Here is an 11,849-nt window from a genome sequence, read left to right as displayed (position 1 = left end):
CCGGCCCCCCGGGGCCGCCGCGGGCGGGGCGGGCCGGTCCGCGCCCGCCCGTCTGCTCACCGGGTTCCACGAACGGGTCGGCGACGACGTTCCCGTGATCGTCGGCGGCGAGCGGTTCCCCGCCGAATCCCTCAGCGCGGTCCTCGTCGACGCGGCGGTGGATCAAGCGGCCGAACGCTTCGGTGAGAAACCGCACCACATCGTGCTCACGCATCCCGTGGGCTGGGGCTCGTTCCGCCGCGACCTGCTGCGCCGGGCGCTGGCGGAAGCCGGATTCCCCCGTGCCGCACTGGTGGCGTCGCCCGTCGCCGCACTGCACGCGTACCTCGCCCCGCACGGCGACGTCACCGCCGGTGTCTGCGAATTCGGCCCGGACGGCGCGGTCGTCACGATCGCCGCCGCCACCGCCGTCAACGGCTGGCAACCCGTCAAAACGCTGGAAGGTGTCGACCCCGCCGAAGCCGTCGGCAAGGTCTTCGAACTCGCGCACGGCGCCGGGGTCCCGCCCCAGGCGCTGGCGGGCATCGTGCTCTGCGGCGAGGCACCGCCGGTTCCCGGCCGGACACCGTGCCCCGTCTTCGCGTCGAGCGACCCGGTGCTGACGGTGGCGACCGGCGCGGCCAACATCGCCGCGCGACGTGACCTTCCTCAACCCGGCGGCGCGGGATCGCACGCCGTCGCGACCGTCGAAACCACCCTGCTCCCCCGGGTCGACACCCCCGAAGAGCTCACCGAGCGGCCCGAACGGCCGCCGGTGGACATCACCCCGTTCCCCTTGCCAGAACGCACCGGGGCGGCGAAACTGCTCAGCCGGCGCAAGCCCCTCGTCGCCGGAGCCGCGGTCGTGGTGCTGGCCGCGACCACCCTGCTGCTCACCCTGACCACTCGAGAAGCCACCGCCGACAAGGGTCCCGAAGCCCCTCCCACCACTTCGAGCTCGTGCGCGCCGCCCACCCCCGGTGCCACCGATTCCCCCGAAGGTCGCTGTTGAACGCACTGCTCGACCAGCCCGGCATCATCCAGCCGGGTGCCCGGCGCCTGCTCGACGAGGTGACCACCGCCCCGGAAGTCCCGGTGCGGGTCACCGTCGTCGCCCCCGGCGGGTACGGCAAGACCCATCTGCTCGGCCTGCTCGGACGTCGCTACGCCGACGCCGGTGTCGAGGCGCTGCTGGTCGACGACGCCGACCAGCTCGATGACGACGAGCTCGCGAAGATCAAGGCACGGACGGAGGAAACGACGGGGCCCGTGGTGCTGGCCTTCCGGACGGCGCGCACGAAGGCGTTGCGCACGCTCGCCGATTCCTTCGGCAGATCGGTGTCCTTGGGCGCTTTCGGCGTCGACGACGTCCGGAAGCTCGTCGAGCACTCCGGGGGCGACGCGGCCACCGCGGCCCAAGTCCACTTCAGAACCGGTGGTGTGCCGGGACTCGTCGTGCGCGCGGTCACCGGGCGGCTCGCGGACTTCCGCGGCGAACTGGAGCAGCTGGACGACGACGTGCACCGCTACCTGATCGCGGCGGAGGCGGGTGCGGGCCGGAATCTCGATCTCCTCGCCGCACTCCTCAACCGTGATCGCGAAGGCCTGCCCGAAATCTTCGACAGTGCCAGGGCGACCGGTCTTCTCGGCGAGGACGACGTCCTGCTGCCGATCGCGGCCGAAGCCATCCGGACCTGGGGTTCGCCGGGACGACGGCTGACGGTGCTGCAGCGGCTCGTGGAACTCCAGTTGCGGGACGGGCTTCCGGTGCTGGACCTCGCGAAGTCGTTGCTGGGAACGGGAAGTTCGGGCGCGAGCGCGGCTGCGGCCTTCGAAGCCGCCGCACGCGAGGCGATGCCCGACGACACGAAACTCGCGGCGCGGTTCTACGAGGCCGCGTCCGAGGCCGGTGGGCGCGGCGCGGCGCTCACCGTCGGCTGGGCGCACGCCGCGGCGCTGGCCGGTGACCTCGACACCGCGTTGCGGCTCGGCGACGGCATGCTCGGCAGCACTTCGGACACGGACGCCCGGGCCGCGGGCGCCGAGGTGGCCGCGACCGTGCTGGCGCATCGCGGCGAACTGGCGCACAGCGCGGAGCTGTACCAATGGTCCGGACGGGCCGCGTCGAAGGCGTTCGCCGCGATCGCGTTGCTGGGCACCGGAAAACTCGAAGCCGCCCGGGGTGTGCTGGAAACTCCCGAAGTCCCGACGTTGTTCGCCGGTGCCGCCTCGCGGATGGCGCGGGCGATCACCGATTCGGTGTCGGGTTGCGGCGCCGAAACCCTGTCCGCCTTGCTGGGCGCGGCTTCGATGCTGGAATCGACGGGCGCGCCCGCTCCGCTGCCGGACAGCCCGGCGGCCCTGGCGGCGTTGGTGGGTCTGCATTCCGGCGAACTCGCGCTGGCCGAGTCGGTGTTGAGCCGCGCGGCGAACGGCCGGATCGGCGGCGACCTGCTCGCGAAGCGGCACCGGCTGTTGCTCGGCTGGGTCGCCATGACCGCGGGCGACCTCAAGACGGCAGCCGAAGCCCTGATGCCACCGGACGGTCTCGAAGCGCGCGACGAACTCTTCGCCGCCACTCTGCAGCTGGGCCTGGCACGGCGGGCGAGCGATCTTCCCGGCCTGCAACGTTCTTGGGACCGGGCGTATCAGGCTTCGATGCGCCAGCAGCCGGACCTGTATTCGCTGCTGCCGCTGGGAGAACTCGCGATCGCGGCCGCACGGGGCGGCGCGAGCGCCAAACTGGCCGGGCAGCTGGAGCGGGCACACGCCGTGCTCGACGCGCTCGGCAACCCTCCACTGTGGACGGCCACCCTGCGCTGGCACGAACTGCACGCCGCCATCACCGTCGAGGACCACACGTCGGCGGGCGAACATCTGGCCGCGTTGAACGATTTCGCTTCTTGCGGCCGCTATCCCGCCGCCCTCGCCGCCGCCGCGTCCGGCTGGCTCGCGGTCCTGACCGGCAGCTTCGATCCGGAATCGATCACCGCGTCCGCGTCGGAACTGCACGAACTCGGGCTCTGCTGGGACGCGTCCCGGCTGGCCGGGCAGGCGGCGATCCGGACCTCCGACCGGAAGGCGATGGTCCAGCTGCTCGAAGCGGCCCGGCAGTTCCAAGGCCGGGCGCCGGAACCCGTCGCGGCCACCGGGCTGAACGCCTTGAGCGAACGGGAACTGGAGGTCGCCCGTCTCGTCGTCGGCGGGCTGACGTACAAGCAGGCCGGGAGCGAACTGTTCATCTCGGGGAAGACCGTGGAGCACCACATGGCACGGATCCGGGGCAAACTCGGGGCCGGGGACCGGCGGGAACTGCTGGCGATGTTGCGGGAGTTGCTTGCGGCGGGCGAGGGTTGAGTAGTTGAACGCCTTCTACCACTTGTGCTTCGTCGTCCGAGACATCGGACAGGCGACCGAAGACCTCACCCGCACCCTCGGCGTGACCTGGAGTCCGGTTCGTGCGGGCACCCTCGGGGATTGGGACTACGACATCGTGTTCTCGACCGATGGGCCGCCGTTCTTCGAGGTGATCCAAGGACCCGCCGGAAGCCCGTGGGACGCGACCGACGGGTCCCGCTTCGACCACATCGGCTACTGGTCCAAGGACGTCATGACGGACAAACAGCGCCTGGCGGATCGCGGCGCGCCGATCGAGTTCGACTCCTGCCCCTACGGTCGCTCCTTCACCTACCACCGGCTCGACAGCATCGGAGCGCGGATCGACCTGGTCGATCTCGCGGTGCAGCCGGGATTCCGCGACACCTGGGCCCAGGATGTGGCGACGATGCCGCCGCTCGACTTCGACGACCCTGCTGCCAACCCCTGAGCGCGACCTGGGATCACGGCGTCGATCCGAGCTCGACCCTCCGGTTGCGCCGACGTTCCGTTGGTGTCGACCGGCTCCGCCTCGCCGCGCCCGGACGTGTGCAACCGACCCGTCCTCCGCGAGGACCACGGCCTGCGCCCGTCGCTCCGAAAGCCTCTGGTTGTACTCGTCGGTCCCTCGGAAGTCTGTGTGCCCAGGATGTTCGTCGAAGACCCGGCTCATCGCGTTCTTCATCCAGATGTCAGCGTCGCGGTCCCGACGGTCTGGTCGACCGCGTCGTGGGTACGCGGGTGGCCAAGGGCTCGGCTCCGGCGTCGGTCAGCGATCGGGGGGTTCGCAGCGACATGAGGCAGGCCTCTCGTCCGGTCAGCCCATGGTGACAGCCGTTTGGGCGCTGCGTCGGTACCTCTGGGGGCAGCCATCCGTGCGGGCGGTTCGGGCAGGATGACCCGCAACGCCGATGACCCGCGCTTTTGGCACTCGGCCGATGGGCTTCCCTACCGTTACTCCCTCGATCGGCCTGACCACGAAACCGATCCCTCGGAGATCGAAATCGTCGAACAGGCAGCAGGCAGGACAATGCACTGCGACATCGGGCTGCACATCTTCGTCAGCGATCTCATCGGCAGGCCAGTGCTGGGCAGCCTTGCACAACGAATCGCCGAGAAGACCGAGGGCTGGGTGTTCGTCAAATTCAAGACTCGCCCTTCCGCAAGCCTGCTTGAACACTTCGACCGCAACGGACGCTGCATCCGTGGCGAGGACTACGTCTACCTCGACGCACCGGCGATGGCCGCGTGGTGCGCACATCCTGCCTTCCACTTGGTCAAGTAGGGTCGCCGACTCGCACGGGCCGTCGGCGGAGGGATCACCACTGCGACAACTCGACGCCTCTGGCCGCGCCAGTGCGAGACTTGGCGGCAACTTGACGACGCGAAGGAGCTCGCTGTGGCCTCTGATGCCCTTGAACGCCCGGTACCGGCGGCAAGCGGGCCGGGACAGCCGATCCTCGAACTGCTGGACAAGGCCATCGGCTTGCAGACACCGCTGGTGCGCAAGAACATCGCACGGGCCCGTCAGCGCAACCCGGATGCGACGCCCGCAGAAGTCGTGCGCACGCTGGAACGGATGTACGTCAGTGCCTTGGCAGGCACCGGAGCCGCAGTCGGGGCCACCGCGGCCGCACCCGCCGTCGGCACCGGGGTCGCCTTGGCCTTGTCGGCGGGTGAGGCATTTTCTTCGCTTGAACTGAGCACTTTGTTCGTGCTTTCGGTCGCCGAGGTCCACGGCGTTCAGCTGGACGAGATCGAACGCCGTCGCACACTGGTCATGGGGATTCTCCTCGGACATTCCGGTTCCACGACCATTGTCGGCAAGGCCGCCGAGCGCACCGGCCAGCACTGGGCCCGCCAGCTCGTCAGCAAGGTGCCCACGGCGACGCTCCGCCAGATCAACAAGGTCCTGGGCAAGAACTTCATCACCAAGTACGGCACCAAGCAGGGCATCATCGTGCTCGGCAGGGTGGCTCCATTCGGCATCGGCGCGGTGATCGGCGGCGGCGCCAACGCCACCCTCGCCTCCCTGGCGGTCCGAGCCGCCCGACGCGCGTTCGGGCCCGCGCCACAGTCATGGCCCGATACAGAGCTGGATCCCGCGTCTTCCGACTCAACCACCGGCGCACTCTGATGGTGACCGACTTTCCGCCGGACGTGGAGGCGTACTACCGGCGTCTGGCAGCCCAACGGCACTGGCCGCACGAGACTGAAGCCGCCTTCCGGGCAAGCGTCGCGAGGTATCGGGCGTTGGACGAGGGCGCTGGGCTTCGCCAGTACTACGAGTACGTGGACCATGAAGGCCTGGTCGACGAAGGAGCTCGCTGGCTGTGGGAAGCGGTCGTGGTCGAGCACGAGACAGTGGCCATCAAGCAAATCGAGCTGGATTCGTCCGGGGCCATTCGCCGCTACTGGTGGCGGAATATCGAGGATGAAGCCGGCGGACTCACCGATCAAGCACTCGACCCCGGCCTCACAGCTGTTTCCCGTTCTACGTTCTATGCACTCTGGGAAAGCACCACCGACAAGTGAGGCTCAGGCGTTGCGGTGGCGAGCAACGAGGTCGCGGTTGCGTCGTCTGCCGTCGCCCCCGCTCGCCTGGCTCATGACAGTTCCCTTCACGTGCGCTCAGAGCCGGCGACCGGTGGCCGCTTCCCACCATTCGGCGTGCCAGGCTTCCTGTTCCGCGGCAGTGACGATCTGGTCGAGTTCCGCATCAGCAAGCGTATCGACGAGGTCCGCTTCCGAAGTCTTTTCGCCAGTGCGCATGACGTAGATCTGCATCCCGCCGCCCATGTCCCTGCACATCCCGCTCGGGTAGGTGTCGCGGCGGGCGCCTTGAACGGCGATGGCCCAACCCCCGGGTTCCAGCTGACGACGCAGCCGGGCCAGCGCCTCGAACATGTCCATGGCGGTGGCCGTAAACCGGTCCACGCCCAGGAACAGCTCGATCCGATAGAGCGGCCTTGGCCCGTCGTAACCGTCCAGCCAGCCCCGCAGCCGCGCCCGTCGCCCTTCACCGGCACGCGCCACCAATACTTCTCGGTCTTCCAGCAGCCTCGGGTAGTCGCTCACCTTCCCATTCAATCAGCGATCGCGCCTCAGCCGGGACTAACAGCCATGACTGGCCCGTTCACTCTCCGCGTAAATTCGATCACGCTCTCGCCACTATTCGAACGTAAGTTCGAGTATGATCATGGGCATGACCACAACTCTCGCTTATAACCCGAAAGCCGCTCGCATTCTCGACGCCGCGTTCGACGAAGAGCTTTCGCTTCGGCGGACGCAAGGACGTCAGGTACGAGCGTTAGCCGATTTCGCCGCTCGCGGTGGATCACGAAGATCCGTGACCGAGGAGGTCGCCTTGCGCTTCTCGGTCACCCGCAATCACGCGTTCCTGCTCGTCGAGACTTCCTGCGCCCTCGTCGCCCGCCTGCCGAACACGCTGGCGGCGTTGGAGCGTGGCGATATCGACCTGTACAAGGCTTCCAAGGTTATGCAGCTGACCAGAGAGGTGTCGGACGAAGTCGCGGCACAGGTCGACGCCTGGCTGACCAAACGTCTCGCCGACCGTGATCCCGGAGCGATCCGGGGTTCGGTGAGACATGCCGTGCAGAAATTCGATCCCGACGGCTATCGCGAACGAGCGGCCAAGAAACGCGCCTTGCGGCATATCTCGTTGGAACACGACGACGAGACCATGTCCACACTCTCCGGCCACCTTCCCACGGAAGTCGCCAGTTCCATCTACGCCTCGATGAGCCGCGCAGCGCGCTCCCGGCGGAACAAGGACAAATCCCGGACGCTCGACCAGCATCGCGCCGACATCTTCGCCGAACGGCTACTGGCCGAGAACGGTCGGGGCAAGCCGCGTGCCCACATCCATGTCTATGTCGACTTCTTGACACTCGTCGGCGCGCGCGACGATCCCGCGACGCTGGCCGGGTACGGCCCCATCCCCGACTGGCTGGTCCGCGAGATCGCCTCAGACCCCGGGTCCACCTGGTCCCGGCTGATCACCGACTCCGCCACGGGCCAACTGCTCGAGGCGGGCGGTGACAAGTACCGATCACCGGCGTCCTTGGCCCGCTTGATCAAGGCGAGGGATCGCGAGTGCACACAACCAGGCTGCCACCTTCCGGCCGATGCCTCCGAGATCGACCACATCATCGCGCGGGCTCGCAACGGGAAGACCAATCACCACAACTGTCATGTCCACTGCAAGAACCACAACCTGCTCAAGGAGGAACCCGGGTGGTCGGCCGTACCCACCGGTGACGGCGGCATGATCATCACCACGCCGAGCGGCCATACCTATGAGTCAGCGCCAGAGCCGTTCCACGAACCACGCACAGGCCCCGAGGACGATGAAACTCAGACCTGAGCCCGTGGCCCCAAAGCCTTCAAGGCCGCCCTGACCACCCGACGGGAAGGATCCTCGACCATCGACCTCACCGAATCGACCGGGATGGCGTCCAGAATCCGAAGCGCCCCAACAGTTTGGGCCCGCACCCTGGCCGCAGGGTGCCTCAGCAACGGATACAGCAGCTCCCCGTCCTCTTTCCGCCCCGACTCGGCAAGGCCCGCGATGGCGCCCAAGGATGGGTTCGCGGCGGAAACGGCCGACCGGTACCAGTCGACAGCGTCGACGCCCGTACGCCGGGCAGCATCCCGTGCGAGCGCACGGATCAGTGAGGAACGATCGTCCAGCAGACCGGCGATTTCGTTCCAGTGGCCGAGGCGAGCGAGTCCGGTCAGCGCGCTGATCCGTACCTCGCCGTACCGGCAGGCGGCCAGCTTGCGCAGGACGTCCACGCGACCGGTCCACACGGCCTCGCGGGCGGCGGCCTCAGCGGCACGGGCGCGGAGACCCTTGTCGGAATTCGTCAGGGCAAGCCGAACCATCTCGTCGAGTCTGAGATCGCCACGCCGGGTTCTGACTTCGAACGCGAACCTCGGCACCGCGGAGGTCGCCGAGCACATCAGCTGCTCGAGCACCGCCACGGGGGCGTCGTAAGCAGCCGCGTACAACTGCTGGACGCCGAAGCCCCCGCGACGACGACGCCGCAGGTGAAGCATCGTTTCGGCGGCGGGCTGGAGGTACGTCGATGGCTTGTCGTGCAGCAGCCGGACGACACCCATGCGGGCGGCGTCGCGGACCGGAGACGCCCAATCCGTCATGCGCACCAGCAGGAACGGAAGCATCTCCGGGCGTGGGTTCGCCAGCATCTTCGTGACCGCCACCTCGCGGACTCGACCGTTGCCGTGTGAAGCGGCGATCGCCGTCGTCAACGGTCCGGCCCCACGTCCCGTGAGCGGTAGCCCGACGTCGGCCAAGGCCGGCTGAGATCGGCAGTACACGTCGAGAGTCGCGACGAGCGCCGGTGTCTCGGTGATCGTCGCGAAGGCGGCCTTGATCGCGGAGTCGTCGCCGGACTTGTCGACGCGCATGAGCGCATCGATGAGTACGCCGACGCGCTGTCCCCTGCTCTCCAAAGTTTCCTGGAGTGCCTCGGCCACGGACTTGCTTCTCCCGAAGATCACCCGGCGATCTTCCCCGATCCACCACCCACCGCGCTCATCCTTTTCGCGGGTAGACGCCCGATGACGGAACGCGTAGGAACGAGAGAATGGCTGAGGAAAGGTCCAGACGAGTTTTCCTGTCCACGTCGGCCGCGCTCTCGGCGGCCGCCCTGTCATCTGCAACCCTCGCACCGAGCGCCGGCGCCGAAGAGGCCGGTGAACGCCTCACCCCACAACGACCCGACGCCGAACTCCGAGCGATCCTCCGCGAGATAGACGAACACCGCATCGAGGCCACCGTACGCAGACTCGCGGCCTTCGGAACCCGGCACACGTTGTCCTCGCAGACCGACCCTGTCCGGGGAATCGGCGCCGCCCGCGACTGGATCCTCGCGGAGATGACGAAATCCGCGGAGCGGTCGGGCGGCCGGATGACGGTCGAGGCGCAGTCGTATCTCCAGCAGCCCGCCCCGCCTCGGATCCCGGTCGCGACCACCATCACCAACGTCGTCGCCACCTTGCGCGGCTCCACCACCCCGGAACGGGTCTACGTCGTGTCCGGTCACTACGACTCGCGGTGTTCGGACCCGCTCGACGCGACGAAGGACGCCCCGGGCGCCGACGACGACGCCTCCGGGGTGGCCGTCGCGATGGAGCTCGCCCGGGTGCTCGCCACTCGCCGTCCGGCCGCGACCATCGTGTTCGCCGCGGTCGCCGGTGAGGAACAGGGCCTGTTCGGCGCACGGCACATGGCCACGCTGTTCAAGACGGCCGGCACGAACGTGCAGGCGATGTTCACCAACGACATCGTCGGTTCCAGCCGGGCGGACGACGGGACGCGGGACCCGCGCACGATCCGGTTGTTCGCCGAGGGCGTGCCGACGTCGGAAACCCCGGCGCAGGCCGACATCCGGCGCGCGGTCGGCGGGGAGAACGACTCGCCCTCCCGTCAGCTGGCGCGGTTCGTACGCTCGGTCGCGGACAACGAAGCGACCGGCATGACCGTACGGGTGATCCACCGGCGCGACCGCTACCTCCGCGGCGGCGACCACATCCCGTTCCTGGAACAGGGGTATCCCGCCGCGCGGTTCACCGAACCGCACGAGGACTACGCCCATCAGCATCAGGACGTCCGCGTGGAGAACGGCAAGCGGTTCGGCGATCTGCCCGAGTTTTGCGACTTCCCGTTCATCGCCAGGGTCGCCCGGGTGAACGCCGCGACGATGTGGTCGCTGGCGACCGCGCCCGGTACCCCCGAAGACGTCCGGATCCGCACGAACCGGCTGACGAACGAGACGGATCTCGTGTGGCGGCGCGGGACAGACCCGGATCTCGCCGGTTACGAGGTCGTCTGGAGGGAGACGACGGCGCCCGACTGGACGCACTTGGTCACGGTCGGCGACACGACCGAGGCTAAAGTGGATCTGTCGAAGGACAACGTGTTCTTCGGTGTCCGCGCGGTCGGCAAGAACGGCCACCGCGGTCCGGTCGCGTTTCCGACGCCCTCGAGTTGAGGGTTGCCGAGTTGAAGACGCTGAGTTGAGGTCGCTGAGCTGATGCCACGATGACAGTCACCCCCGGCGACCTCGACGCCGCGATCGCGAGCGTGGTCGGTGAACTAAGCCAGGCGTCGGGCCGTGACTGGTCGGCGGCGTCGGGCACCGGCGATCTGAACGCCTGGCGCACGGCCGAACACCTCGGCGACTGCCTGATCTCCTATGCGGGCCTGCTGATCGCGCGGCCGTCGACACCACGTTTCGTCTGCTTCGAAGCCGTCGCCGACCAGGCCGCGACTCCGTCGGAGATGCTGGAGTTCGTCACGGTCGCCGGCGGCATCCTGGGCGCCACGCTCCGCACGGTGGCCCCGGACGTCCGCGCGTACCACCCGAGCGGCCGCGCCGACCTCGAAGGTTTCGCCGGGATGGGCTGCGTCGAAGTCCTGGTCCACGGCGAGGACATGGCCAGGGGGCTCGACGTCACCCTCGATCCGCCGCGCGATGTCTGCTCGCGAGTGCTCGCGCGGATGTTCCCGGATGTCGACGTCACCGGCGTCGATCCCTGGACGGCATTGCTGTGGGCGACGGATCGCACGGAGCTACCGGGACGGCCGTCGCGCGCCGGGTGGCAATGGCGAGGCACCCCGCTCGACGATCCGCCGTTCAGCGAGGCCTGAAGGCCACCACAGCGGCCTGGTCGCCGTTCCGCCACGCCACGGCGGGCTCGTCGACCGGCCCGGCCTTCAAGGCACGCAGATGCCACTCGGCGGGAGGATGCCATTCCGCTGAGGACGAATCGCCGAACAGCCGAGCCCGTTCAACCACGGCCGGTCCCAGCACGGGATCCGCCGCGACCTGACCCCACCAGTCGCTCCAAGAGCCGTCATCGCTCGCGGACGCCACGACTTCCCCTTCCGGCATGTCGTCCACATTCGCCACGAAACCGCCCGCCCGCACCAGCCCGGCGAGTTCGGCGTACAACGCTGTCAGCCGGTCCGGCGGCAGGTAGTGCAATGCCATGATCGCCAGCACGGCGTCGTAGCCGCTGTACGACAACAAGGCGGCCCAGCCCGGATCACGCAGATCGGCCTGGACCACCTCCACCGAGGACGGCAGCGACGCGCGAGCGATCGCCAGCATCACCGGGTCGAGATCGACCAGCGTGACCTCCGCGTCGGGAAAACGCGCGAGCAGACGGGAACAGAGAGTGCCCGTACCGCCACCTACGTCCAGCACCCTCGGCGCCCGACCGTCGCAGCGCGCCGCGATCAGGTCGATCATCCGCTCGATCGCCTGCTCACGTCCCGGCTGATACCGCGCCATGAGTCGATCCCAGCCGTCGTTCCAGTCCCCAGTCATACCGGTAATGATAATCGATATCACCAACTGAGCAGTGCGTCACGGTCCGTCTCCGGGTAGTAAGCGAGGTACGGCCGATCGGCGCAACTTGGCCCTTGACGCGTTTGTCCCGCC

General features: G+C 68.4%; 12 protein-coding genes. 9 read left to right on the top strand and 3 right to left on the bottom strand.

Annotated elements, in window-relative coordinates:
• The 6 genes from ED92_RS36430 to ED92_RS36405 form a co-directional block, all read left to right on the top strand.
• A partial coding sequence (locus tag ED92_RS36430) for a hypothetical protein (RefSeq protein WP_063777644.1) occupies positions 1–991 on the top strand: 991 nt, incomplete at its 5' end.
• A complete protein-coding gene (locus ED92_RS36425; protein WP_037346540.1) occupies positions 988–3,336 on the top strand; it encodes a helix-turn-helix transcriptional regulator in 2,349 nt (782 codons plus the stop codon). The genes ED92_RS36430 and ED92_RS36425, both read left to right, overlap by 4 nt.
• Positions 3,337–3,340: 4 nt before the next feature.
• Positions 3,341–3,805 carry a VOC family protein gene (locus ED92_RS36420; protein WP_037346539.1) on the top strand — a complete coding sequence of 155 codons (465 nt, stop codon included), beginning with the start codon at positions 3,341–3,343 and terminating at the stop codon, positions 3,803–3,805.
• A gap of 444 nt (positions 3,806–4,249) precedes the next feature.
• Positions 4,250–4,639 (top strand): hypothetical protein, encoded by a 390-nt coding sequence (locus tag ED92_RS36415; protein WP_152611097.1) that lies wholly within the window; start codon positions 4,250–4,252, stop codon positions 4,637–4,639.
• 114 nt (positions 4,640–4,753) lie between these two features.
• The gene (locus ED92_RS36410) at positions 4,754–5,491 is read left to right on the top strand and encodes a hypothetical protein (protein ID WP_037346537.1); all 738 of its coding nucleotides are present in this window, start codon (positions 4,754–4,756) and stop codon (positions 5,489–5,491) included.
• Positions 5,491–5,889, top strand: coding sequence for a hypothetical protein (locus tag ED92_RS36405; RefSeq protein ID WP_037346535.1), 399 nt, complete (start codon positions 5,491–5,493; stop codon positions 5,887–5,889). Before ED92_RS36410 ends, ED92_RS36405 begins: the two co-directional genes overlap by 1 nt.
• A 96-nt stretch (positions 5,890–5,985) precedes the next feature.
• Here the strand turns inward: ED92_RS36405 and ED92_RS36400 are convergent, their stop codons facing one another.
• Entirely contained in the window at positions 5,986–6,432 is a 447-nt protein-coding gene (locus ED92_RS36400) for a hypothetical protein (RefSeq protein WP_037346533.1), read from the bottom strand.
• A 127-nt stretch (positions 6,433–6,559) separates the two neighbouring features.
• Between ED92_RS36400 and ED92_RS36395 the strand changes: the two genes are divergently transcribed.
• Entirely contained in the window at positions 6,560–7,741 is a 1,182-nt protein-coding gene (locus tag ED92_RS36395; protein WP_235213479.1) for an HNH endonuclease signature motif containing protein, read from the top strand.
• Here the strand turns inward: ED92_RS36395 and ED92_RS36390 are convergent.
• Positions 7,732–8,877, bottom strand: a complete 1,146-nt coding sequence (locus ED92_RS36390) for a hypothetical protein (RefSeq protein ID WP_152611096.1) — start codon at positions 8,875–8,877, stop codon at positions 7,732–7,734. The genes ED92_RS36395 and ED92_RS36390 overlap by 10 nt on opposite strands.
• 110 nt (positions 8,878–8,987) lie before the next feature.
• Between ED92_RS36390 and ED92_RS36385 the strand changes: the two genes are divergently transcribed.
• Together ED92_RS36385 and ED92_RS36380 are read left to right on the top strand one after the other, a co-directional pair.
• Positions 8,988–10,394 carry a M20/M25/M40 family metallo-hydrolase gene (locus ED92_RS36385; protein WP_037346530.1) on the top strand — a complete coding sequence of 469 codons (1,407 nt, stop codon included), beginning with the start codon at positions 8,988–8,990 and terminating at the stop codon, positions 10,392–10,394.
• 50 nt (positions 10,395–10,444) lie between these two features.
• Complete coding sequence (locus ED92_RS36380; RefSeq protein WP_037346528.1) at positions 10,445–11,053, top strand: hypothetical protein; 609 nt, start codon at positions 10,445–10,447, stop codon at positions 11,051–11,053.
• On the opposite strand, the gene ED92_RS36375 is transcribed toward ED92_RS36380, so the two are convergent.
• The gene (locus ED92_RS36375) at positions 11,040–11,735 is read right to left on the bottom strand and encodes a trans-aconitate 2-methyltransferase (RefSeq protein ID WP_037346527.1); all 696 of its coding nucleotides are present in this window, start codon (positions 11,733–11,735) and stop codon (positions 11,040–11,042) included. The genes ED92_RS36380 and ED92_RS36375 overlap by 14 nt on opposite strands.
• Positions 11,736–11,849: the final 114 nt, after the last annotated feature.

The organism is Amycolatopsis sp. MJM2582 (assembly GCF_000754115.1).
Taxonomy (GTDB): Bacteria; Actinomycetota; Actinomycetes; order Mycobacteriales; family Pseudonocardiaceae; genus Amycolatopsis; species Amycolatopsis japonica.
Note: the sequence above shows the minus strand (reverse complement) of the source record. Positions and strands in the feature narration are given on the sequence as shown.

Bases quoted from the DNA above. Each gene is read 5' to 3' on its own strand.
- ED92_RS36415 (WP_152611097.1), top strand. From the start codon at position 4,250: ATGACCCGCAACGCCGATGACCCGCGCTTTTGGCACTCGGCCGATGGG.
- ED92_RS36405 (WP_037346535.1), top strand. From the start codon at position 5,491: ATGGTGACCGACTTTCCGCCGGACGTGGAGGCGTACTACCGGCGTCTG.
- ED92_RS36395 (WP_235213479.1), top strand. From the start codon at position 6,560: ATGACCACAACTCTCGCTTATAACCCGAAAGCCGCTCGCATTCTCGAC.
- ED92_RS36385 (WP_037346530.1), top strand. From the start codon at position 8,988: ATGGCTGAGGAAAGGTCCAGACGAGTTTTCCTGTCCACGTCGGCCGCG.
- ED92_RS36380 (WP_037346528.1), top strand. From the start codon at position 10,445: ATGACAGTCACCCCCGGCGACCTCGACGCCGCGATCGCGAGCGTGGTC.
- ED92_RS36375 (WP_037346527.1), bottom strand. From the start codon at position 11,735: ATGACTGGGGACTGGAACGACGGCTGGGATCGACTCATGGCGCGGTAT.